This window comes from Tateyamaria sp. LSS28, from assembly GCF_059611725.1.
Map to the genome: position 1 here is coordinate 1 of NZ_JCAPFI010000001.1, position 21907 is coordinate 21907.

Genomic DNA, 21907 nt, shown 5'->3' on the forward strand with positions numbered 1-21907 from the left:
ACCAAAATACTTCGTGATCGCCGCCGTCAGCGTCGTCTTGCCGTGGTCAACGTGGCCAATCGTGCCAATGTTAACGTGCGGCTTCGTACGTTCAAACTTTTCCTTTGCCATCTTGTCAGACGCCCTTTGTTCAGTTGTGGGTCGGAACCCCGTTGTTCACTCCGCGCGGCATTTATTGTGATTGGGCGGGAAAATCAAGTCAGGTTCGCGGTGGTATGCGGACCGATTTATTGTCGTGCTGCAGGCGGATAGGACAGCAGCCCGTGACGCGGCAGCTGCCTTACTCCTGTGTATAGGATTTCACCCCGCTGCTGCCGCCTCGGTCTCCAATGACGATGGCTGTGCCTCGGATGCGTCCGGCGCTGCCGAATCCGGCGCGAACCAACCCTGCTCATTCCTTTGCTTCACAAGAAAACGCTCTACTGCCTTGGCCGCATTCTGGCTCAACTCCTTGAGCTGCTCCTCGGCTGTCATCGTGTAGCCTGTCCCGATGATTGGCGCGGTTCCAAATGTTTCCAGAACGGTAATCTGCTCGGGTTCGTTATTCAATTTGCCCCCTGCGGCGTCATCCCAGACCGTGACATTCAGGATCAGGGCCGATTTGGGCGCAAGCACAAGCGGGATCCCAGGTTGGGCCAGAACGTAACCTTCAACGGAAATACCGAAGTGGTAGCGGCTGGCGCCCGAGTAGCGCCCAAACCGTTCGGCCATCGCGTCCTTGACCGCGGCCGTTAGCTGTTCCTCGCTGGCCAGGCGGCTCAGAGGTCCGCGCTGCGCATTTTCCGCGATGACGATGTTATGTTCGAGCCGGAAGTCACCCAGTGGGACCGGCGCGTCTCCAAGGTCGCGATTGCTGGCGCATGCCGAAACCGTCACCAGCATCAAAAGGCCCAAAACCCAACGCATCATTCCTGTATTCTCCCCGTTTTTATTGCGTATCGGATAGCGCAGCTGCGACGTTGGCGCAATTGCCCGGTCCTGCGCACCACATATATCGTTACGTATCAACGGAGGGTGACATGTCCGACACGGCTCTGCCTCATGCGCTGCCAGTGCGCGTGCCGCTGGTGAAAGAAGAGACCGGCATCTGGAAAAGCCTTCAGATGGCGCGCAAGAACGTGCTAGGCATCATCCCCGAAGCAGCGACGCGCCTGCCCATCGTGTCCGGCAAGACCGGCAAGCGTTGGCATATGGTCATGGACCCCGGCGGCATTCGCCAGATGCTGCTGGACCGCTTGGACACATACCCCAAGTCCGTCGTCACCAAGAACCTGTTGCAGCCCGCCATCGGCGAGTCCTTGTTCATCGCGGAAGGCGCGAACTGGCGGTGGCAACGTCGTACGGCCGCCCCGGTGTTCACCCACCGCAACATGATGAACCTTGCCCCGATCATGACCGCCGCCGCCGAACGTTGCGCAGACCGGATTGCAGCAGCCGGACCCAGAGCCGTGAACCTGCTGGACGAAATGGTGACCACAACATTTGACGTTATTGCTGACGTCACCTTTTCGGGCGATGGGACATTCGACCGATCATCCATCCACCGCGCGATCGAGGACTACATCTCGAATGCCGGCAAAATTTCACTCTTCGATATCATGGGCGCACCGGATTGGGTGCCTCGCCCCGGGCGCATGGTGCAGGGCACAGCAATGCGCGACACCAAAGCCATTGCCGACCGGGCAATCGAAACCCGAGCCGCGCGGCCCCATGATGGCGTGCCCGATCTGTTGGACCTGTTGATGGCTGGCGAAGATCCGGAGTCCGGGCGCAAGATGACCACGGCGGAGTTGCGGGACAACCTGCTGACTTTCATTGTCGCAGGACACGAAACCACGGCTCTGACCCTGGCGTGGTCCATGTACCTTGTTGCGTTCGACCCTGCCGCGCAGGATCGTGCGCGGGCCGAAGCGCAATCGGTCCTGCAAGGGCGTCCCGCCCGCGGCGGCGACATCCAGCATCTACCCTTTATCCGCCAGATCATCGATGAGGCACTACGTCTGTACCCGCCTGCAGGGATGGTGTCGCGCACGGCCATGGCAAATGACGTTCTGTGTGGGTGCGAAATCCGGAAAGGCGACACCTGCATCATTCCGATTTATGCCGTGCACCGATCCAAGCTTTTGTGGGACAACCCGGATGCGTTCCGACCGGAGCGGTTTGCCGACCGCAAGTTGGTGGATCGCTATGCCTACCTGCCCTTTGGAGACGGCCCTCGCATCTGCATTGGCGCTTCCTTCGCCCTGCAAGAAGCTGTGATCATCCTGGCAACGGTGCTGAGCCGTTTCAAATTTGTACCTGTTGCGGGCAAGAACCCCGACCCTGTTATGATCCTGACCCTGCGACCAGATGGCGGTGTGTGGCTAACCGCCGAGCTGGCCTAGCCACAAATTCCCTGAAGGTCTGCCCATTGCTGTTCGGTCAGGATCGGGGACCAGTCTCCATCTTCCGGGGCCGCATCACGCGCTTTGTCGATGCGATCGGACAAGGTCGGGTGGGACAGGAAATGCGAAAGAGTACCATCACTGTCTCCATGCTTCTTACGCAACCGTTCGAACATGTCCCCGAGGGCAGCGGGAGAAATCTCGGCGTCCTCAAGCACCGTGTGCGCAAAGGTGTCCGCAGCCTCTTCGGCGGCTTGGGTGTAGTTTGCATCAATGAGCCGTTCCGTCAGGAACAGCACAACAGCACCGCCTGCAAAGTCACCAAAGAGCAGACCCAGAACGCCGATGCTGCCAGCTGACCGCAGGGCGTGCCGCGTGGGGTCGCGGCTAACGACGTGGCCGAGTTCATGGGCGAAGACGGCAGCCACTTCCTCGGGCGTTTCGGCTGCGTCGATTAAGCCGCGGAAGAACACGACGTATCCACCCGGCAAGGCAAAGGCGTTGATCATCGGGTGGTTCAAAACGAACACAGATATTTCGCCGTTGTCAGGTATCGACGGGGCAAAGGTCGCGGCCATTTCATTCAGTGCCGCCCGCCCCTCCGGTTTTTCGCAGACCCGCAGCGGGCCCAGAGTATCACTGCCCAGCGCACCACGGATCTGTTCAAATGTTGCCTCGCCCAGCGCGCGTTCAGCGCGGGGTGGAATGAAGTTGGCCAACTGGTCAGCCATGAGCGGGATCAGGATGCCGATCTGTAAGGCGACCGCAGCCACCGCACCTGCGGCCCACATAGCAAGGCGTCCGCGGCCTTTAGGCGGTGCGCGCCGATTGAGGTGCGGCAATCTTGGCAACGTTCCGGCGTCGTGAACGTAAAGCCGCGCAACCGGATCGCTGGTCAACCGCAAGACCGCATCAATCCCACTGGGCAGGTCCGATACCGTTCGAATATCAGATGCGGGCCATATCACGTCGTCGGCATTCGGGCGTGAAAGAATTATTTGCGCGCCGTCGTCACTGGGCGTGACATAGACCGGAACCGGATTTGGCGTGTCGCCATTGAAGTAAGAGGCGTGGGTCATATCGCGGCCCCCAAATCAAGAGCCTCGGCAAAGCCTTCGGCTTCGGCGAATTCATCGCGCGCGGCCTGGCTGACGGATTGCAAACCATGATGTTCGGGCAGTACGGTTGTTGTTGCCATGTGCCGCATCAGCGGGAATGTCACGAAAGTATTGTAGACCACGGACCAAAGAAGAAAGATGCCGAAATAGACGATAACCGATGCCGTGATGGCAACCCAGCGCGGCGCATCGAAAGTAAGGTCGGCGTCGGTGCCTGTGATCTGCGCAAGAATCTCGAACCCGAAGATCGGCAGAACAATCAGCGATAACAGTATGATCCCAAGGGTAAGCACCAGATAAGCCAAAAAGGTACCACCGGCATAAATCCACGCGATCCGCCCTGTGCGCAGGTTTGACCGGACCGCAATGCCCGGTGCCGACTTGTGGTTGGCCATGATGCGCCGCGCACCGAACATGTAGTGCACAACACCCGTGTAGAGAGCGACAGCTAGCGGGATCAAAAGCCATAACCGCCATACGTTCTTTGGCTTGGCTGTCCCTTTGGAAAAGAATGCCTCGTACCCCAATAGTTCGATCAACAACTCATCGAGGAAGGCTGCCCAAATCTCTCCGATCGGGTCGATGAAGGTGATCCAGACCACCCACAAAACCCATGCAACAATCGCCCCGATCAACGGTAAGGCTGCCCGGTAAAGCATCGTCCAGCGCCCACCTTGAGTCAGCTTGGACGAGCCGAAAAAGGTGCGGTCGGTGCGGTATTTCTCGAGATAGAACGTCATGCGCGGCCAGAGGATGCCGAGCGTGCAAATCGTGACAAGCCAGTGAACACAGGCACGCCACGCATAACCCCAAGCACCGGGCTCTAACCCGAAGCGCACGCCGCGCCAGCGCGTGCGCCCAAGGACGTAGCGGCGCGCGCGATACCGGGCATAGAACCACAGGGGGATCACGCCCAGAAAGCTGAGGAAGTAACCCGCGACATTGCCGTCAAACAGGGTGAAGCTGGCGAACATCAACAGCAGGTTCACCACGCCGATATAGAAGGTAAGGATCACGACCGCGATGAAGAAGCCCAGCAGCTTTTCCCACGGGTCGCCGACATACTCCATCGGATGACCACCGGGCCGGATCGATCCCCAGAAGTAACGGCGCAGCCGTGTCTTCATCCAGAAACGGTAAAAGCCCAACGTCAGAATGGACCAGAATCCTGTGGTCAGAGCGAGCCAAAAGACCGCACCACGACGACCGACAAAGCCGACCGTGAGCGCGCCGTCAGGTGAACTTGTTGTCTCTTGGGAAGCCGCGGGGGGCCATCCGCCCTGCCCCTGCGCGCTTTCCGCGCCACTCGGCAAGGTCGGTTTCCGTTCTTGTCCGTCCTGCGGGGTCGAGCCAGCTGAGCCCGTCTGCCAGGGTGAAGGTGGTTGCATCGCTGAGGCCCCCGTCCTTGTACTTTTGGAGACGCACACCCTTGCCGCGCGCCATCTCCGGTAACTCTTCGAGACCAAAGACCAGAACCTTCCGGTTTTCACCGACAACGGCAACGCAATCCCCTTCGGCGGGTCTACAGACGGCCATCGCGACGCCGCCACGCACGTTAAGCACTTGTTTGCCCGTCCGGGTCTGCGCGATCACTTCGTCCTCGGGTACGATGAACCCATCGCCGGCGGATGATGCGACCAATAGCTTACGGCCCGGTTTATGAGTCAGCAGGGAATGAATTTGCACCTCGTTCGGCAGATCGACCATCAGGCGCAACGGCTCGCCCATGCCGCGCCCGCCCGGCAGGTTCGACGCGGACAGCGTGTAGAACCGCCCGTTTGACCCGACCACGACCAGACGATCCGTGGTTTCCGCGTGGAAGATAAAACGCGGACCATCACCGTCCTTGAATTTCAGCTCGCGGTTCAGATCAATATGGCCAGTCATAGCGCGGATCCAGCCCATTTGACTGCACACGACGGTGATCGGTTCGCGGTCGATCATCGCCTCAAGCGGCACATCCTCGATCTGACCTGCTTCGGCGAACGTAGTGCGGCGGGCGCCGCCCTCGTAGTCCTTGCCGAATTTCTTTCTGGTCTCGCGCATCTGGTCGGAGATGGCCTGCCATTGCAGGTTTTCGCTTTCGAGCAGGTCTTCGAGCCCGGCACGCTCTTCCATCAGTTCGGATTGCTCGCGCAGCAGTTCCATCTCTTCGAGACGGCGCAGGGACCGCAGGCGCATGTTCAGGATCGCTTCGACCTGAACTTCGCTCAGTTCACCATCACCCGCGGGCGGCGAGACATAGTCGGCCTCGGTCATGGCGCGAGGATGATCCTTGCCCCAGTCCTCGCGCATCAGCGCGGCCTTGGGATCGTCATCATAGCGGATGATGTCTATCACACGATCAAGGTTGAGGAAGGCAACGATCAGACCCTCGAGCACCTCGAGCCGGTGGTCGATCTTTTCCATACGGTGCTGGCTGCGGCGGATCAGCACCTCGCGCCGGAAATCAAGGAAGGCGCGCAGCACTTCCTTCATCGAGCAAACCTTGGGCGTGACCCCGTCGATCAGCACGTTCATGTTGAGCGAGAACCGCACTTCGAGATCGGAATTGCGGTAAAGCATCCCCATCAGTACGTCCGGGTCCACATTCTTGGACCGGGGTTCGAGGATCAGGCGGATATCATCCGCAGACTCGTCCCGTACATCAGCGAGGATCGGCACCTTCTTGGTCTGGATGACTTCGGCCAGTTTCTCAATCAGCTTGGATTTCTGGACCTGATACGGAATCTCGGTCACGACGATCTGCCACTGGCCACGGCCCAGATCCTCGACCTCGTAACGGCAGCGCAAGCGGAACCCACCCTTGCCCGTGCGGTAGGCTTGCGCGATAGCCTCGAGCGGTTCGACAATGATACCGCCTGTCGGGAAGTCAGGGCCGGGCACGTAGTTCAGAAGCGTATCGTCGCGGGCATCCGGCGTCTTGATCAGGTGCAGGCAGGCGTCGCACAGCTCGGCAATATTATGGGGCGGGATGTTCGTTGCCATGCCCACGGCGATCCCAGAAGATCCGTTGGCCAGCAAGTTCGGGAACTGGGCGGGCAGCACCACCGGTTCCGTCAGCGTGCCGTCATAATTCTCGCGATAATCAACGGCGTTTTCGTTCAACCCCTCAAGCAGCGCCTCGGCCACGGCTGTCATCCGTGCCTCTGTATAGCGCGAGGCCGCAGGGTTATCGCCATCGATATTGCCAAAGTTCCCCTGCCCATCGACCAACGGGTAGCGCACGTTGAAATCCTGCGCGAGGCGGGCCATGGCATCGTAAATCGCGGCATCCCCGTGGGGGTGATAGTTGCCCATCACGTCGCCCGAAATCTTGGCCGACTTGCGGAATCCACCAGAGGACGACAACCGCAATTCCCGCATGGCGAATAAAATTCGTCTGTGTACCGGCTTCAGTCCATCCCGCGCATCCGGAAGCGCACGGTGCATGATGGTGGACAACGCATAGGTCAGGTACCGCTCACCCAGCGCGCGACGCAGCGGTTCGGACAGGTCCATGTTGGGGGTATCGGTCTGATCGGACATAGATGATGTGTAGCGGCCCGCCTTGCCGGGAACAAGCGGTCAGATGGACGATCTTCCGTTCGGGAAGCTTTGGCGCGAACACTCCGTTGCTTGGACACCACAACGCATGCTGCGGGGAAAACTGACCGGTTTTTACCAGTGTTTGGAATCACTCGGTTTGTTAAGGTTTGTCATGTGTCATCAAGCTGCTGATGTGACACACAAAGTATGTTGGGGGAGACGCATAGTATGATGCGGTTCATTATCATCACATTTGGGTTTCTGGCCTTTGCCTTTTACGAGATGAGCGGAGGCGCCGACTTTGACGCCGAGCAAACCCGCCTGTCGCGTATTGAATTGCCCGTAGAGGTCAAACAGGAAACGCTGACGCAGGTCGCCGTGGCACCTGCCGCCCCCGCCGTGCCGGAAAACGTGACACGCGTTTCGCTGAACCTGAACAGCGTAAGCGATGTCCTGCGCCCGCAGCGGACTGTCCAGACAACTGCAGCGCGTCCGCGCGCCGTCGAGGCAGAGAGTGAAACGGATATCGCCCTGAGCGAAGAAGAACCGACGATCATTCTGCCAAGTCTGATTGTCGACACCGCAATCATTACCCCCGTTGACTTCAACGCACCCGAAGCGGCCGCAGACCCATCGAAAGATGTGCGCGCCGTGTCTGCCCGCAGCGTGAATGTGCGCGGTGGCCCCGGCACGGACTATTCGGTCGTCAATCGCCTGACGCGCGGCGCTAAGGTCGAAGTCCTGCAAGACCCCGGAAACGGCTGGGTCGAACTGCGCCCGTTAAACGGTGGAACCATCGGTTGGATGGCTGACTACCTGTTAAGCGAAGGCTGATTGCGCGCCCAGCGGAACGCACTATTGTCCCACCCAAGTTCGAGCGGGACAAAACATGACACAGAAATCCATTCTCATCACAGGCTGTTCGTCTGGCATCGGGTACGCATCGGCACACGGACTGCGTGACGCAGGCTGGCGTGTGTTTGCAGCTTGCCGAAAGTCAGAAGACTGCACGCGTCTGCAAGACGAAGGGTTCGAAAGCCCGCTGATCGACTATGCAAACACGGCGACCATCACCAATGGTCTGCAAGAGGTATTCGAGGCCACCGGGGGCACCCTTGATGCGCTTTTCAACAATGGCGCGTTCGGCACACCGGGCGCGGTCGAAGATTTGCCAACGGATGCACTGCGCGCCATCTTCGAAGCCAACTTCTTTGGCTGGCATGACCTGACGCGACAAGTCATCCCCGCAATGCGCAAACAGGGACATGGACGGATCGTGCAGTGTTCATCCGTGCTGGGATTTGTGACCATGCCTTGGCGCGGTGCCTACAATTCGACCAAGTTTGCGCTTGAGGGGCTGACCCATACGCTGCGGATCGAAATGCGCGACACTCCCATAGACGTGATCCTGATCGAACCCGGCCCGATCACCAGCAAGATCCGCGCCAACTCGATCCCGCATTTCGAAAAGTGGATCGATTGGGAAAACTCTCCGCGTGTCGAGCATTACCGCACAAAGCTGCGCAAGAGGCTGTATCAGGACAGTGGACCCGACACGTTTGAGCTGCCTGCAGAGGCGGTGGTCAAGAAACTGAAGCATGCGCTGGACGCCCGCAAGCCGCGTCCCGTCTACATGGTCACGACCCCCACATTTCTGATGGCCGCGCTCCGAAGGATCCTGACTACACGCGGTTTGGACCGGATTCTATCCGTCGGGTGACCGAACGACGCGTTCGCTTTTGCGCGTGCGTCGCCTACATGGTCCAAGCGTAAGGAAAAGGGACAAAAGAACATGGGCTTTGACCCGCTATTCATCTTGATCATGCTGGCTTGTCTGGCAGTTGTCGTGGTGCTGATGCTTGGCCTTGGCGGCTTTGCCAAGGGCTCTGGGTGGGCCAAGAACAACTCGAACCGCCTGATGCGCTACCGGATCGGTGCGCAGTTCGTGGCTGTCCTTTTAATACTTGTCTATGTCGCATTGCGTGGAACGGGGAACTGAACATGGTTGTTCTGAACAAGATTTATACAAAGACGGGTGATGCGGGCGAAACGGCCCTTGGCAATGGTGCGCGGGTGGCCAAACACGCGATGCGTGTCACCGCCTATGGCACAGCCGACGAGTTGAATGCGTTTCTGGGTGTGGCCCGGTTGGAAGCGACCGGCGACGCCGATACTGCCCTGAGCCGCATCCAGAACGATCTTTTTGATCTGGGCGCAGACCTGTGTCGGCCGGATATGGAAAAGGATGCCGAATCCGAATATCCACCGCTGCGCATGACCGATGCTCAGGTGACGCGACTGGAAGCAGAGATCGATGCCATGAACGGCAATCTTGAACCCTTGCGCAGCTTCATTCTGCCCGGCGGTTCAACCTTGTCTGCGCATCTGCACGTCTGCCGAACCGTGGCGCGACGTGCCGAGCGCTTGGCGGTAGAACTGGCAACCATGGAGGCGGTGAACCCGGCGGCTGTCAAATACCTGAACCGTCTCAGCGACTGGTTCTTTGTCGCGGCGCGCATTGCCAACAATGGCGGCAAGGATGACGTGCTATGGATTCCGGGGGCGAACCGCGACTAGCGGCAAAACCTCTGGTGGAAGGTTTGGCTATCGGAAGGGCGGAGCCACGGGTTGTCCACTCGCACTCAGACCGGCTCGGGTTCCCACAACTCGATCGGTGTCCCCTCGGGATCGGAAAGATGCGCGAAGCGCCCGATCCCGGGCATGTCCCCAACCATCTTCACTGAGACGCCGGCATCCTCAAGCTGTGCCACCATCGCATCGAGATTACTGACGCGGAAGTTCAGCATAAAGCTCTTGTCAGCGGCAAAATAGTCGGTATCGGCGGCAAAGGGGGCGAAAACGGTTGCACCCCCGTCGGCCATCCACGGTGTTTGATCGGCAGCGGTCGGCACCAGATCGATCCCAAGCCTGTCACGATACCATGCGGACAGTGCAGCCGGATCCTTAGACCGGAAGAAAAACCCGCCGAAGCCTTGAACACGTTCCATGGCAATCCCCCTTTCCCACAGTGTATCAAAGTTTCCGTTCAACGGCATCACACTGAAAACGCGGCGTTCATTTGCCGTGACGTGACGATTTTGTCCTGTTTCCGTGGCGGCGTCTTGGGTAAACCACACGAGATTGACTATCTCCGCTGTCAAAGCTGAGTCGTTATTTTAAGGAGAGGAACGCTCATGAAGGTGCTTGTGCCCGTCAAACGCGTGATCGACTACAACGTGAAGGTACGCGTGAAAGCGGACGGATCGGGTGTGGATCTCGCCAATGTGAAAATGTCGATGAACCCGTTTGACGAGATTGCCGTCGAACAGGCCATCCGCCTGAAAGAAGCGGGCCAGGCCGAGGAAGTCGTTGCCGTCTCCATCGGCGTCAAGCAAGCTCAGGAAACACTGCGTACAGCGCTGGCGATGGGCGCGGATCGCGCAATCCTCGTCATTGCAGCTGATGACGTCCACACGGACATCGAGCCGCTGACGGTTGCCAAAATCCTCGCCAAAGTGGTCGAGGAAGAGCAACCAGGTCTGGTTCTCTGTGGCAAGCAAGCCATCGACAATGACATGAACGCTACTGGCCAAATGCTGTCGGCCCTGATGGGCTGGAGCCAGGCGACCTTCGCATCAGAAGTCGAGATTGCCGGTGACAAAGCCAAGGTCACACGCGAAGTCGATGGTGGTCTGCAGACCATCGAAGTGAGCATGCCGACCGTCATCTCGGTCGACCTGCGCCTGAACGAGCCGCGCTATGCGTCGCTGCCCAACATCATGAAAGCCAAGAAGAAGCCGCTGGATGAAAAGACAGCCGCTGACTACGGCGTCGACACCGCACCGCGGCTCGAGATCGTGCAGACGGCAGAGCCCGAAGCGCGTGCTGCAGGCATTAAGGTGAGCTCGGTAGAAGAGCTTGTGGCGAAACTCAAAGAAGCGGGGGCTGTGTAATGGCTGTTCTTCTTCTCGCAGAGATCAATGATGGTGAACTGGCGATGGACGCCACGGCCAAGGCCGTGACCGCCGCCAAGGCGCTGGGTGACGTCACCGTTCTGGCAACCGGCGCAACCTGCGCCGACGCTGCTGCCACCGCGGCGACCATCGACGGTGTGGCCAAGGTGCTTTGCGCCGAGGATGCGCTGTACGGCAAACGTCTGGCCGAGCCTGTATCAGACCTGATCGTGTCGCTTTCCGGTGACTATGAGCACATCGTTGCCCCGGCCACCACGGATGCAAAGAACATCATGCCCCGTGTCGCGGCGCTGCTGGACGCCATGGTGATCTCGGACGCAACAGCTGTGGTAGACGGGAGCACGTTCGAGCGCCCGATCTACGCAGGCAACGCGATCCAGACCGTGAAAGCGGGAGGCGGTAAGAAAGTTATCACCTTCCGTACATCGACCTTTGATGCAGCGGGCACAGGTGGTTCAGCCTCGGTTGAAAACATCGGTGCGGCAGCTGATCCCGCACTGTCGAGCTGGGTCGAGGACAAGGTTGCCGCAAGCGACCGTCCCGAGCTGACATCCGCTGGAGTGGTTGTATCCGGTGGCCGTGGCGTAGGCTCCGAAGACGATTTCGCACTGATCGAGAAATTGGCCGACAAGCTGGGCGCCGCCGTTGGCGCATCGCGGGCTGCTGTCGACTCGGGCTACGCACCGAACGACTGGCAGGTCGGTCAAACCGGTAAAGTCGTGGCCCCTGACCTTTATGTTGCCGTTGGCATCTCAGGTGCGATCCAGCACTTGGCTGGCATGAAAGACTCCAAGGTCATCGTAGCCATCAACAAGGACGAAGAAGCACCTATCTTCCAGGTTGCAGACTACGGTCTGGTCGCCGACCTGTTTGATGCTGTACCCGAGATGATCGAAAAATTGTAAACAGGCACTTCCTGCAAAAAATTAAGCCCGCCGCACCCATGCGGCGGGCTTTTTTGTGTCACTTCAACACTGGAACAAGGGCTTGAGCGATTTCGTGGTGTGCCACGGGACCCGGCATGGTGCGGGCCGCGGGTGCGTCCATTTCACTGAACACCATACCTTCCGTTCCTGCTTGCACCGCTTCGTCCGAAATAACTGTTTCCACATATTTGGTCGCTAGTTCGGACACTTTTTCAATCATCTCTCGGGAAACCAAGGCAAGATCTGCATCAAGATCATTTGCAGACCCCTCGGGCGTTTGACGTCCCGCCCACAACAACACGGTCCTGCCCGGTATCTGGCTGAGTACCAGTCGCATCCGTGCAACCCACGCAGTCTGCAACTCTTCCACCACTGCCTCGAAACGTTCCGGAGATAGAAGGTATAGCCGGTTCAACATGTGGTTGGTGAAATTGAACTCGGCAAAATCAACCTCGCGGTAGATCGCACGCAGCAACGATGAGGCTTCGACAAACCGATCGTTGCGACGGGGATGCACCCGATAAAACCGGTTCGACATATTCCGTGGACTGGTGATCTGAATCACTGTCGTTTGCGCCAAGCCAGACACCTTACGCAGATAGGGATCGGTCGCAAAAACATCGACCCCACCGTTCAGTGATCCAAAATTCACGCATGTCGTGCCCATAGACTGTTCGACCAGATCCGGAAACGGCGTAGGTACGAATTTACCGTATGTGATCGACCCCCCAAAAAAGGCAATAAATGGCCCATCCAGAGACCGCCTTGGCCCGCGAAACAATACTTTGGAATTGCCGTATCTACACGGCAAGTAATCGAGCCCACCCGGACCCAACGATTCAATACTCATGAGACCCACTCTCACTATTTACCCATGGCCACTGTGACAGCAGTTTGTTTAAGAACCCCTAACAAGGATGGTCATCATTGATGCATCGCGTCCCCTTGCCCCCAACAGGTGCGTGACCATATGGTGCGGGAACGTGGCATGAGGTCGAAAATGGACATCAAGACGGTTGGAATTGTTGGCGCGGGCCAGATGGGGAATGGCATCGCGCATGTGATGTCTCTCGCCGGGTACAATGTCATGCTGACCGATATTTCGGGCGACACATTGGCTGCGGCCATGGCGACCATCGATCGGAACCTCGAACGGCAGGTGAGCCGCGAGAAAATCAGCGCAGACGACAAGTTGTCAGCGATTGGACGCATTCAAACGACGCAAACGCTGACCGATCTTGGGCAAACCGATCTGGTGATCGAAGCGGCGACAGAACGCGAAACCATCAAGCAGGCAATATTCGAAGATCTGGTACCGCATTTGCAACCACACACCATCCTCACCTCGAACACGTCATCCATCTCAATCACGCGTCTGGCCAGTCGCACGGATCGGCCTGAGAAATTCATGGGCTTCCATTTCATGAACCCGGTTCCGGTGATGCAGCTCGTCGAACTGATCCGGGGAATTGCAACGGATGTCGAAACGTTCGAAGCCTGCGCCGCAGTTGTGGAGAAGCTTGGGAAGACGGCAGCTACTGCAGAGGATTTCCCTGCCTTTATCGTCAATCGAATCCTGATGCCGATGATCAACGAGGCGGTCTACACGCTTTATGAAGGGGTTGGATCCGTCAAATCCATCGACTCGTCGATGAAATTGGGGGCAAATCACCCAATGGGACCTTTGGAACTGGCGGATTTTATCGGGCTCGATACGTGTCTGGCCATCATGAACGTCCTGCATGACGGGCTTGCGGACACCAAGTACCGCCCCTGCCCGCTTTTGACCAAATACGTGGAAGCCGGATGGCTGGGCCGCAAGTCACAGCGCGGGTTTTATGATTATCGCGGAGAGACGCCTGTTCCGACGCGATAGCGTCTTCACACAAAGGGAATGCGCCCAACTTCTACGAAGCCTTAAGTTCGTCAGTCTTTCAACGCCATTGTATGCTCGCGCAGCCAAGCCATGAAACCGCGCGGATCATCCTTGAAGCCGGTCACAACTTCCGGATCCAGCGGATGCCCGACAACGGGGCCTTGCGGCTTATTGCACGAGCGGACGATCTCGTGCAGCAGCAGACCTTGTCGCAGCATAGGCGATACCTTGTCCGCAATGTGGTATGCGCGACTGTTAGAACCCGGAAAGCGCATCGGAACCACAGTCGCACCAGACCGGCGGATCAGCTGGGCCGTAAACACGTTCCACTCCGCCTCTACAGCTGGCCCCCACCACGTTTCCGATGTAGCAACAACGCCAGACGGAAATAGGGCAACAACGCCACCGTCCTTCAGATGGGCCATCGCCTTGGCCCGCATCTCAACCCCCTTGCGTTGCGCATCAGGGTCATGTGGGAAAGGCACTGGTATCATGTAGCTGCCCGCAACTTCATCAATGACGGTCAGCAGGGATCTGGTGAGAATGCGATAGTCGGGACGCACGCGTCCGATCAGGTCGGCAAAAATCATACCATCCACCATCCCGTGCGGGTGGTTGGAGACAACAATCACCGGCCCTTCTTTCGGGATACGGTCCAACTGGTCTTGCGGGGTTGTAAGATCGATGCCCATCACATCAAGGCAGGCGCGCCAAAAGGCTTGGCCAGATGGGGCACCTTGCCGTTCGAACTTTCGGATCAGGCGCAGGATTGTCAGCTTGCCAGTAAAGGCTTCCATCACTCGGATGAAGCTGGCTTTCCACGGATCATCGAAAGTCGAAGCATACGACAGGCTACGGCGGTCGTATGTATTGAAGCTAACCTTCTCGGCGTCAGGTTTTGTGACCTTCGTCATGTTATGTGTGCTATCGACCAAACGATCGTCACCTTCTATCGACGTATGGACCTCTCGAGCCTTCATCGGCTCAGGCCTCTTCTCCGAACTTGTCAGCAATCAGAGCACTCACGGCATCCGCCAATGGCTCAGCATCCGGTCCGGACGTTTCAACGTCAATAAAACTTCCCATTGGCGCTGCCAACATCAAAAGACCCATAATGCTATCGCCTGATGCAGACATGCCATCCTGGGTCACCGTTGCGCGGGCGTCGAATGCCTCAACCACTTCAACAAGTTTAGCAGACGCGCGAGCGTGCAAACCCTTTATATTCACAATTTCCAGCTTGCGGTGAGTCATCTTCAGGTATCTGCGCCTATATTCTGGCTGTCGATATACTTCTTGCCGGCACTCAGGGCGGCCTGCACGGCATCCGTTACGTGCATCTTACGGCTTTTCGCAAGTTTGATCAGCATGGGCAAGTTTGCGCCGTAAAGGATGCGGCGGTTTTGCGGCTTGCAGGCTAGTAAGCTGAGATTCGAGGGGGAGCCCCCAAACAGATCGGTTACAACAACCACACCATCGCCGGCATCGACCTCATCTGCAGCCACGCAGATTTCGTCTTCCTTCGCCTTGCGGTCATGGTCAGCTTCGATTGCGATGGCACGGACACCGGCCTGTTTGCCGACGACATGTTCTATCGCTCGCAGATACTCACCAGCGAGCCCGCCATGTGCGACAATCACTATCCCGATCAAGCTGATGCCTCTTCGCGTTTGCGGCGATCCAGTTCCCGATGCCGAATAGACACTTGCCAGCCAGCCTCTGCAAGGGCTGCAGCCAAGGTTTCCGCCATGGCAACAGACCGGTGTTGGCCGCCCGTGCAACCGAATGCAACCGAGAGGTGAGATTTCCCTTCGTCTAGCACACTTGGCAGTTGCCACAGCAAGAGATCGCGCAAACGTGCTTCGAACTCGGCCGCGCGCGGGTCGGCCCAAATGTGGCTTCTGACGTCCGAATCCAGGCCGGTTTTGCTGCGCAATCCTGGCTCCCAATACGGGTTTTTCAGAAAGCGGCAATCAAAGACCATGTCAACTGAGCGTGGCAGGCCGCGTTTATAGCTGAAACTCTGTACCGCAACAGCCAGTTGGGTTTGCTCCCCCGGCGAAAACCAGTGCTCTACCTCGGCACGCAATTGGTGCACGTTCAGGTCCGACGTATCGAGCAGCACGTCCGCCCGTTCGCGCACTGGTGCAAGCAGCTCTTTCTCCCTCAGTATCCCTGCTTCGACCCTATCTGCCTCTGCCAAGGGGTGCCTGCGCCGTGTTTCGGAAAACCGATTAAGAAGCACATCCATGCGGCAATCCAGATAGAGAAGCTCGGGCACCAACCCTGGCACACCGGCAACCTGGCCAAGCGCATCGGAAATTGCAGTGCTTGAAAAGTCCCGGTTGCGCGGATCAATGCCGAGCGCCACTGGCTTGTCCGGCATGGGATCGTTCAGCAAGGCCCGGATCAGACGTACGGGCATATTGTCGATCGCCTCATACCCCAGATCCTCCAACACACGAATCGCGCTGGATCGTCCGGCGCCAGAGGGACCAGTCACAAGTACAAGGCGGCGAGGCACGATCATGGCAACAGTCATTCCGGATATCTAAGCCCACCTTTGAGGTATTGCATGATCGCCGAAGGCCAAGCAGGGCTGTCCACTTTGTGAAGGCAAGGCAGTGTTTGGCCTAAGATCGTCTTGGTATGCGCATCGGGTAAGCGCTTAGTTTCAGCCCGGTCCATATCGACAACAAGATACAATCGGGCACTCGTGTTGTCTGTGCGTATTATTCCGATACCGCGTGCTTCAATAAGACCCGCAATGCTTTCGGGTGCACTCATGTGTACCACGTTATCGACTCCAGAAAGCATAGTCTGATCATCCGACACAAGCGTCGCACCTAATGCCATGAGTTGAAGCGCGAGGCCCGACTTACCGCTGCCAGATGCGCCAATGATCAAAACACCTCGCCCGTGCGCGGTTACGGCGCTCGCGTGCAGACGCATGGACTGGGACATCGGAGACTAGACCGGCAGACCGACGACGAAACGGGCCCCGAGCGGTTCCGAGGTGATGTCGGCATCTGTCGGGCGAATATTCTCCGCCCAGATCACGCCGCCATGCGCCTCAACAATCTGTTTCGAAATGGCGAGGCCAAGGCCAGAGTTGTTGCCAAAATGCTCTTCAGGGCGCTGGGAATAGAAGCGCTTAAAAATCTTAGTGAGCGCCTGATCTGGGATACCTGGACCGGTATCTTCGACGACAACAAGAACGCGATTTTCACGCTTGCGGGCCCAGACACGGATCGCATCACCGTCTTCACAGAACGAAATGGCGTTCGTTATCAGGTTGACGAAAACTTGTGCCAACCGCGCCTCCAGACCTTGTACTTCGATGGGATGCGCGGGCAGATCTGTAATGAACTCAATGCCTTTGCTCCGGGCGTCTTCACCCAGATATTGGCCCAGATTTCCAAGCATTTGCAGGAGGTTCAATGGTTCCTCCTCCTCCTTTACCAACTCGCTGTCAAGGCGGGACGCGTTCGAGATATCGCTTACAAGACGGTCAAGGCGCCGAACGTCATGGTCAATCACGTCCAGCAGCTTTTCGCGCTGATCGTCGCGCTTAATCATGCGGAGCGTGCCCACCGCCGACCTTAGAGAAGCAAGTGGGTTTTTGATTTCGTGGGCGACGTCCGCTGCAAACTGTTCGTTGCCATCGATCCGATTATAGAGTGCAGCGATCATACCACGCAACGCGCCCGACAGGCGGCCGATCTCATCCGGGCGTGCCGTGAGATCCGGAATACGAATGCGCCCAGGATTGACCTTACGGGCATTCTTGTCGCGCCCCAACTCTGCAGCCGTGGCGAGATCAGCCAGTGGATTGGCGATCGTCGATGCCAATACAAGGCTAAGGCCAATGGACACAAGCGTCGCGATTACAAACATCTGCAAAACACGTTCGCGTTCCCCACGCACCAGCGCGTCGATCTCACCAGATGCGCTGGTCAACGCGATCACGCCGACGGCAGCCCCGTCATGCTGAATTGGGGTAACAACGCTGAACACAGCGCCCCCGGCAACAGTCAGGTTTTCACTGATTTGCGTATCGCCCGTCATGCTACGCGCCACCAATGGACGCAATTGGTCTTCGATGGGTGCGGGTACGGCGGCTTCAGGTCCAGAAAACGGACGGGACACCTGACTCCAAAGCCAACTCAGCCCATCCGTCAGAACAGCAACATTTTCAGTTTCGGTTACCTGGTTAGCAAGCGGCGCCAGGGTGCCCTCGCTTTGCCCGACAAGGGCTTCTGACGCATCGAATACGTAAACCTCATGGCCCGTGCGCAGATCTAGCTTAGCCAACGTGTCTGGAACATTTGCCCCATCGCCGGTTGCAAGGTTTACCGGTGCGCCGACTGGAAGCTGCGCTTCAAGCACATCGGCGATCAACTCGGCTTGCGCAACAAGTGCGGACAGCCTTTGAACCGCCAAACTCTCACGCGTTGAGTTCAGATACAGAATGCCCGCAACAAGAACGTTGAGTGCGATCAGGTTAAAGGTAATGATTTTGCGGGCCAGGGGCGATGCCCGCAAAGACATCAAGCCGCGTCGTGCACGCCCATCCCGCAACTCGGTCGCGCCGGATGTTTCCGGTGCAACCCAGTCTTCGCCCAGAACAACGTCACCATCCCGGGAAGCAGGGGAGCTCATGTCTCGCACGATTATCCTCTTGGCCTGTTCTTTTCGAAACGCGCCTCTTATTCTTCGTTGTAACGATACCCGATGCCATACAACGTCTCAATCGCCGAGAATTCATTGTCTGCGCTGCGCATCTTCTTGCGCAAGCGTTTGATGTGACTGTCGATCGTGCGGTCGTCTACATAGACCTGATCGTCATATGCTACATCCATCAACTGGTCGCGCGATTTCACAAATCCAGGCCGCTGCGCCAAGGCTTGCAGCAGAAGGAACTCGGTCACGGTCAATGATACATCCTTGCCCTTCCAGGCTACGGCGTGACGCAGAGGGTCCATCCGAAGATCACCGCGCTCCATCACCTTCGTTTCTTCCGTGTCGCCGACGATGTCACCGGCAACTGCATCCTGCCGACGCAATAGCGCGCGGATACGTTCGACCAGCAGGCGTTGCGAAAACGGTTTCTTGACGTAGTCATCTGCCCCCATACGCAGACCCAGCACTTCGTCAATCTCGTCATCCTTAGACGTTAGGAAGATGACGGGCATGGTCGTTTTCTGCCGCAGCCGTTGCAACAGATCCATGCCGTCCATGCGCGGCATCTTGATGTCCAGCACCGCCATGTCTGGCAGACGCTTGTTAAAGGCGTCAAGCGCAGCCTGACCATCGTTATACGTTTCGACCTCGAACCCTTCAGCTTCGAGCGTCATGGATACGGACGTCAGAATATTCCGGTCGTCATCCACCAATGCAATCTTGGACATTGCCTGTTTCCTTATACTGCTCGTACTTATTGATTTTTCGGGCATTCTCTCGACTTTAACCCTCCGAATCAATCCATAAGTGCGAATCACGCCCTGAATGGGCCTCAGACTGGTCAGAAAGTGGTTAGGAATGGCTAAATTGCCGCACATTCCCGTATCGGGTGCATGTCGCCCAGTCACTGTTTGCGCAACCGGTCGTCATGGTGGCGCTAACCTTTGCCGCAGGCCTATTCATCAAGTAAATCCACGTGTTAAGACGCCGGAACAGGCTGGCAAGACGTCGGTTCTGGGCCTTTTGGCTACCCTCTGACCCAACAAAGCCGCCCAGCGGCATCAGGAGAGTTCATATGACATTTGGACGGGTAAACCCGCAGTTCCGCCTCGAAGATCAAGGGATCAAAGGGCTGGGCGATGTCTATTACAACCTGATCGAACCAGACCTCATCGAACACGCGCTTGAACGCAACGAGGGTACTTTGGGCAAGGGGGGTGCGTTCCTTGTCACCACCGGCAAGTTCACGGGCCGGTCGCCCAAAGACAAACACGTGGTCAAGACAGACAGCGTGGCTGAAAGCATCTGGTGGGAAAACAATGCCGCGATGTCGCCGGAAGGCTTCGACACCCTCCATGACGACATGCTCGAGCACATGAAAGGGCGCGAGTATTTTGTTCAGGACCTGACGGGCGGTGCAGATCCAAGCTATTCGATCAACGTACGCATGGTCACCGAACTGGCGTGGCATGGGCTGTTCATCCGTCACATGCTGCGCCGTCCTGACGCAGAGGACTTGAAGGATTTCATCGCTGATTTCACGGTCATCAACTGCCCGTCTTTCAAGGCAAACCCCGAGCGTCACAATTGCCGGTCCGAAACCGTCATCGCGATGAACTTTGACCGCAAGATGATCCTTATCGGCGGAACAGAATACGCTGGCGAAAACAAGAAATCAGTTTTCACGCTGCTGAACTACCTGCTGCCAGATCGAGGTGTGATGCCCATGCACTGTTCGGCGAACCATGCACAAGGCAACCCGGTTGATACCGCAATCTTCTTTGGACTGTCGGGCACCGGCAAGACGACTTTGTCCGCTGACCCCGGCCGGGTATTGATCGGCGACGATGAACACGGCTGGTCAGATCGTGGTACGTTCAACTTTGAGGGTGGCTGCTATGCCAAGACCATCAACTTGAGTGCAGAGGCCGAACCCGAGATTTATGCGACAACCGAAAAGTTCGGCACAGTGATCGAGAACATGGTATTCGATCCCGAAACCAAGGAGTTGGATTTCGAGGACGATAGCCTGACAGCCAATATGCGCTGTGCATATCCGCTGCACTACATCTCTAACGCATCATCCAGCGCCCTTGGCGGCCATCCCAAGAACATCATCATGCTCACATGCGACGCATTCGGTGTACTGCCTCCCATCGCGCGTTTGACACCGGCACAGGCCATGTACCACTTCCTGTCTGGCTTTACGTCGAAGGTGGCGGGGACAGAACGCGGGGTGACTGAGCCCGAGCCAACATTCTCAACCTGCTTTGGCGCTCCGTTCATGCCACGCCGCCCAGAGGCGTATGGCAAACTGTTGCAAGAGAAGATCGCCAAGCACGGCGCAACATGCTGGCTGGTTAACACAGGCTGGACAGGTGGAGCCTACGGAACCGGCAGCCGAATGCCGATTCGCGCAACGCGCGCCTTGCTCACCGCTGCTCTGGACGGCACATTGGCCAACGGCGAATTCCGTAAGGATCCTAACTTCGGATTTGATGTTCCGATCTCTGTTCCAGGTGTTGCCGATATTCTGCTTGATCCACGTCGGACGTGGGATGATGCCGAAGCATATGATGCACAGGCAACAAAGCTGGTCGACATGTTCTCGAACAACTTCGAACAATACCTGCCTTACATCGATGACGACGTGAAAGCAGCCGCCATCAGCTAATGCGTTACCCGGGGCCTAAGCGGCCTCGGGCACGACATCCGACAATGGAATATCGAGCAGATATTCCAAATCTTCTCTGCTGTTGTAGGCAAGAAAAGTGTCGATGGGGGCGTCACGCCCATCAACGACCCATTTGAGCACGCTGGGTTCGAGGTGCAGGTAACCAATTCGCGCCCCGAATCCCTTGTAAGCGACTACGTTAAGGATGAAGCCATAAATCCAGTCTGGATCCCAGCGCTGCATCATCTCCAACATACCCGTGCGTCCGAGTACGGGCGCCAGACCAACACCACGATACTTGCCGCGTTCTGGCGCGACCCAAAACTCTCCGTGATAGGCGGCCATACCGCCAATCCGGTGGGTGCCTGGCGTCGCGCGAAAACGCGACCGGGCCAGGTCCACGCCTTTCAAAGGCGGAGGAAACGCACGGAACTGGCGCAGCAGGTAGCTGCTGAGCGGTTTCCCGGACAGGCGAACACGTTTAGCGGCTTGGGTATGAATCAGTTCCCCATCTTCGTTTCGGCCAGTCAGCCAGAATGCGTTTGACCGGTTCAAGCCATGCAGTTCAGGATCGAATGGTGCGCCAAGTTTCTGCATCGGCCGCTCTTCAGCAACGATGTCCTTGTACTCGTCAAAGTCTGTGCCGATCGTCAGAGTGATCCCCTGTGAGATCAAGATATTGCGGCTTGTTGCAATGAACGGCGCCGCGTTTCCAGGGAATTGAATGGTCATAAAAGTCTCTCC

24 protein-coding genes are annotated in these 21907 nt (G+C 57.6%); 9 read left to right on the top strand and 15 right to left on the bottom strand.

Features of this window, described 5'->3' with window-relative positions; all coding sequences use genetic code 11:
- Nucleotides 1-111 (bottom strand): GTP-binding protein (locus AC53L6_RS00005; protein ID WP_170744588.1); only part of this gene is annotated, 111 nt, incomplete at its 3' end.
- Between the two features lie 189 nt (nt 112-300).
- A complete protein-coding gene (locus tag AC53L6_RS00010; protein ID WP_496906360.1) occupies nt 301-909 on the bottom strand; it encodes a hypothetical protein in 609 nt (202 codons plus the stop codon).
- Nucleotides 910-1019: 110 nt separating this feature from the next.
- Here AC53L6_RS00010 and AC53L6_RS00015 point away from each other — a divergent pair, with 110 nt between their 5' ends.
- Nucleotides 1020-2384 (top strand): cytochrome P450, encoded by a 1365-nt coding sequence (locus AC53L6_RS00015; protein WP_496906361.1) that lies wholly within the window; start codon nt 1020-1022, stop codon nt 2382-2384.
- Here AC53L6_RS00015 and AC53L6_RS00020 read toward each other — a convergent pair.
- Genes AC53L6_RS00020 through AC53L6_RS00030 form a run of 3 tightly spaced genes read right to left on the bottom strand, consistent with a single transcriptional unit; the run spans nt 2381 to nt 7030 of the window.
- Nucleotides 2381-3463, bottom strand: a complete 1083-nt coding sequence (locus tag AC53L6_RS00020; RefSeq protein WP_496906362.1) for a M48 family metallopeptidase — start codon at nt 3461-3463, stop codon at nt 2381-2383. The two genes, AC53L6_RS00015 and AC53L6_RS00020, sit on opposite strands and share 4 nt — an antisense overlap.
- Nucleotides 3460-4815: a YjgN family protein gene (locus AC53L6_RS00025; RefSeq protein WP_496906363.1), complete on the bottom strand. Its 1356-nt coding sequence runs from the start codon at nt 4813-4815 to the stop codon at nt 3460-3462. The genes AC53L6_RS00020 and AC53L6_RS00025 overlap by 4 nt, the downstream gene beginning before the upstream one ends.
- Nucleotides 4736-7030 carry a DNA topoisomerase IV subunit A gene (locus tag AC53L6_RS00030; protein WP_496906364.1) on the bottom strand — a complete coding sequence of 765 codons (2295 nt, stop codon included), beginning with the start codon at nt 7028-7030 and terminating at the stop codon, nt 4736-4738. Before AC53L6_RS00030 ends, AC53L6_RS00025 begins: the two co-directional genes overlap by 80 nt.
- A 228-nt stretch (nt 7031-7258) precedes the next feature.
- On the opposite strand from AC53L6_RS00030, the gene AC53L6_RS00035 reads away from it, so the two are divergent.
- The 4 genes from AC53L6_RS00035 to AC53L6_RS00050 all read left to right on the top strand — a co-directional run bounded on the left by AC53L6_RS00035 (nt 7259) and on the right by AC53L6_RS00050 (nt 9607).
- Nucleotides 7259-7864, top strand: a complete 606-nt coding sequence (locus AC53L6_RS00035; RefSeq protein ID WP_299599720.1) for an SH3 domain-containing protein — start codon at nt 7259-7261, stop codon at nt 7862-7864.
- Nucleotides 7865-7919: 55 nt separating this feature from the next.
- Entirely contained in the window at nt 7920-8750 is an 831-nt protein-coding gene (locus AC53L6_RS00040; protein WP_496906365.1) for an SDR family oxidoreductase, read from the top strand.
- 72 nt (nt 8751-8822) lie between these two features.
- A complete protein-coding gene (locus AC53L6_RS00045; protein ID WP_299749994.1) occupies nt 8823-9029 on the top strand; it encodes a twin transmembrane helix small protein in 207 nt (68 codons plus the stop codon).
- Nucleotides 9030-9031: 2 nt separating this feature from the next.
- On the top strand, nt 9032-9607 hold the full coding sequence (locus tag AC53L6_RS00050) for a cob(I)yrinic acid a,c-diamide adenosyltransferase (protein WP_299749997.1): 576 nt from the start codon (nt 9032-9034) through the stop codon (nt 9605-9607).
- A 65-nt stretch (nt 9608-9672) separates the two neighbouring features.
- On the opposite strand, the gene AC53L6_RS00055 is transcribed toward AC53L6_RS00050, so the two are convergent.
- Complete coding sequence (locus tag AC53L6_RS00055) at nt 9673-10038, bottom strand: VOC family protein (protein ID WP_299208282.1); 366 nt, start codon at nt 10036-10038, stop codon at nt 9673-9675.
- A gap of 186 nt (nt 10039-10224) precedes the next feature.
- On the opposite strand from AC53L6_RS00055, the gene AC53L6_RS00060 reads away from it, so the two are divergent.
- Together AC53L6_RS00060 and AC53L6_RS00065 are read left to right on the top strand one after the other, a co-directional pair.
- Nucleotides 10225-10983 (top strand): electron transfer flavoprotein subunit beta/FixA family protein, encoded by a 759-nt coding sequence (locus AC53L6_RS00060; RefSeq protein WP_299599726.1) that lies wholly within the window; start codon nt 10225-10227, stop codon nt 10981-10983.
- The gene (locus AC53L6_RS00065; protein WP_472728906.1) at nt 10983-11909 is read left to right on the top strand and encodes an electron transfer flavoprotein subunit alpha/FixB family protein; all 927 of its coding nucleotides are present in this window, start codon (nt 10983-10985) and stop codon (nt 11907-11909) included. Before AC53L6_RS00060 ends, AC53L6_RS00065 begins: the two co-directional genes overlap by 1 nt.
- 58 nt (nt 11910-11967) lie before the next feature.
- Here the strand turns inward: AC53L6_RS00065 and AC53L6_RS00070 are convergent, their stop codons facing one another.
- Nucleotides 11968-12780 (bottom strand): DUF6473 family protein, encoded by an 813-nt coding sequence (locus tag AC53L6_RS00070; protein ID WP_496906366.1) that lies wholly within the window; start codon nt 12778-12780, stop codon nt 11968-11970.
- Nucleotides 12781-12930: 150 nt separating this feature from the next.
- On the opposite strand from AC53L6_RS00070, the gene AC53L6_RS00075 reads away from it, so the two are divergent.
- On the top strand, nt 12931-13806 hold the full coding sequence (locus AC53L6_RS00075; protein WP_299702320.1) for a 3-hydroxybutyryl-CoA dehydrogenase: 876 nt from the start codon (nt 12931-12933) through the stop codon (nt 13804-13806).
- Nucleotides 13807-13856: 50 nt separating this feature from the next.
- On the opposite strand, the gene AC53L6_RS00080 is transcribed toward AC53L6_RS00075, so the two are convergent.
- The 7 genes from AC53L6_RS00080 to AC53L6_RS00110 form a co-directional block, all read right to left on the bottom strand.
- A complete protein-coding gene (locus AC53L6_RS00080; protein ID WP_299702228.1) occupies nt 13857-14720 on the bottom strand; it encodes a lysophospholipid acyltransferase family protein in 864 nt (287 codons plus the stop codon).
- A gap of 70 nt (nt 14721-14790) precedes the next feature.
- Complete coding sequence (locus AC53L6_RS00085; protein WP_299208270.1) at nt 14791-15060, bottom strand: HPr family phosphocarrier protein; 270 nt, start codon at nt 15058-15060, stop codon at nt 14791-14793.
- A 2-nt stretch (nt 15061-15062) separates the two neighbouring features.
- Nucleotides 15063-15458, bottom strand: a complete 396-nt coding sequence (locus tag AC53L6_RS00090; protein ID WP_299208269.1) for a PTS sugar transporter subunit IIA — start codon at nt 15456-15458, stop codon at nt 15063-15065.
- Nucleotides 15455-16348, bottom strand: coding sequence for an RNase adapter RapZ (gene rapZ, locus AC53L6_RS00095; RefSeq protein WP_496906367.1), 894 nt, complete (start codon nt 16346-16348; stop codon nt 15455-15457). Before rapZ ends, AC53L6_RS00090 begins: the two co-directional genes overlap by 4 nt.
- Nucleotides 16345-16770, bottom strand: a complete 426-nt coding sequence (locus AC53L6_RS00100; RefSeq protein ID WP_496906368.1) for an HPr kinase/phosphorylase — start codon at nt 16768-16770, stop codon at nt 16345-16347. Before AC53L6_RS00100 ends, rapZ begins: the two co-directional genes overlap by 4 nt.
- 6 nt (nt 16771-16776) lie before the next feature.
- Entirely contained in the window at nt 16777-18468 is a 1692-nt protein-coding gene (locus AC53L6_RS00105; RefSeq protein WP_496906369.1) for a sensor N-terminal transmembrane domain-containing protein, read from the bottom strand.
- A 47-nt stretch (nt 18469-18515) separates the two neighbouring features.
- The gene (locus tag AC53L6_RS00110; RefSeq protein WP_299208263.1) at nt 18516-19217 is read right to left on the bottom strand and encodes a response regulator transcription factor; all 702 of its coding nucleotides are present in this window, start codon (nt 19215-19217) and stop codon (nt 18516-18518) included.
- Nucleotides 19218-19564: 347 nt separating this feature from the next.
- Here AC53L6_RS00110 and AC53L6_RS00115 point away from each other — a divergent pair, with 347 nt between their 5' ends.
- Complete coding sequence (locus AC53L6_RS00115; protein WP_496906370.1) at nt 19565-21163, top strand: phosphoenolpyruvate carboxykinase; 1599 nt, start codon at nt 19565-19567, stop codon at nt 21161-21163.
- Nucleotides 21164-21178: 15 nt separating this feature from the next.
- Here AC53L6_RS00115 and AC53L6_RS00120 read toward each other — a convergent pair whose 3' ends face one another.
- Nucleotides 21179-21895: a hypothetical protein gene (locus tag AC53L6_RS00120; RefSeq protein ID WP_299599733.1), complete on the bottom strand. Its 717-nt coding sequence runs from the start codon at nt 21893-21895 to the stop codon at nt 21179-21181.
- Nucleotides 21896-21907 lie beyond the last annotated feature (12 nt).

Coding starts and splice junctions, on each gene's coding strand:
- AC53L6_RS00010 (WP_496906360.1), bottom strand. CDS start 909: ATGATGCGTTGGGTTTTGGGCCTTTTGATGCTGGTGACGGTTTCGGCA.
- AC53L6_RS00015 (WP_496906361.1), top strand. CDS start 1,020: ATGTCCGACACGGCTCTGCCTCATGCGCTGCCAGTGCGCGTGCCGCTG.
- AC53L6_RS00020 (WP_496906362.1), bottom strand. CDS start 3,463: ATGACCCACGCCTCTTACTTCAATGGCGACACGCCAAATCCGGTTCCG.
- AC53L6_RS00030 (WP_496906364.1), bottom strand. CDS start 7,030: ATGTCCGATCAGACCGATACCCCCAACATGGACCTGTCCGAACCGCTG.
- AC53L6_RS00035 (WP_299599720.1), top strand. CDS start 7,259: ATGATGCGGTTCATTATCATCACATTTGGGTTTCTGGCCTTTGCCTTT.
- AC53L6_RS00040 (WP_496906365.1), top strand. CDS start 7,920: ATGACACAGAAATCCATTCTCATCACAGGCTGTTCGTCTGGCATCGGG.
- AC53L6_RS00045 (WP_299749994.1), top strand. CDS start 8,823: ATGGGCTTTGACCCGCTATTCATCTTGATCATGCTGGCTTGTCTGGCA.
- AC53L6_RS00050 (WP_299749997.1), top strand. CDS start 9,032: ATGGTTGTTCTGAACAAGATTTATACAAAGACGGGTGATGCGGGCGAA.
- AC53L6_RS00055 (WP_299208282.1), bottom strand. CDS start 10,038: ATGGAACGTGTTCAAGGCTTCGGCGGGTTTTTCTTCCGGTCTAAGGAT.
- AC53L6_RS00060 (WP_299599726.1), top strand. CDS start 10,225: ATGAAGGTGCTTGTGCCCGTCAAACGCGTGATCGACTACAACGTGAAG.
- AC53L6_RS00065 (WP_472728906.1), top strand. CDS start 10,983: ATGGCTGTTCTTCTTCTCGCAGAGATCAATGATGGTGAACTGGCGATG.
- AC53L6_RS00070 (WP_496906366.1), bottom strand. CDS start 12,780: ATGAGTATTGAATCGTTGGGTCCGGGTGGGCTCGATTACTTGCCGTGT.
- AC53L6_RS00075 (WP_299702320.1), top strand. CDS start 12,931: ATGGACATCAAGACGGTTGGAATTGTTGGCGCGGGCCAGATGGGGAAT.
- AC53L6_RS00080 (WP_299702228.1), bottom strand. CDS start 14,720: ATGACGAAGGTCACAAAACCTGACGCCGAGAAGGTTAGCTTCAATACA.
- AC53L6_RS00085 (WP_299208270.1), bottom strand. CDS start 15,060: ATGACTCACCGCAAGCTGGAAATTGTGAATATAAAGGGTTTGCACGCT.
- rapZ (WP_496906367.1), bottom strand. CDS start 16,348: ATGACTGTTGCCATGATCGTGCCTCGCCGCCTTGTACTTGTGACTGGT.
- AC53L6_RS00100 (WP_496906368.1), bottom strand. CDS start 16,770: ATGTCCCAGTCCATGCGTCTGCACGCGAGCGCCGTAACCGCGCACGGG.
- AC53L6_RS00105 (WP_496906369.1), bottom strand. CDS start 18,468: ATGAGCTCCCCTGCTTCCCGGGATGGTGACGTTGTTCTGGGCGAAGAC.
- AC53L6_RS00110 (WP_299208263.1), bottom strand. CDS start 19,217: ATGTCCAAGATTGCATTGGTGGATGACGACCGGAATATTCTGACGTCC.
- AC53L6_RS00115 (WP_496906370.1), top strand. CDS start 19,565: ATGACATTTGGACGGGTAAACCCGCAGTTCCGCCTCGAAGATCAAGGG.
- AC53L6_RS00120 (WP_299599733.1), bottom strand. CDS start 21,895: ATGACCATTCAATTCCCTGGAAACGCGGCGCCGTTCATTGCAACAAGC.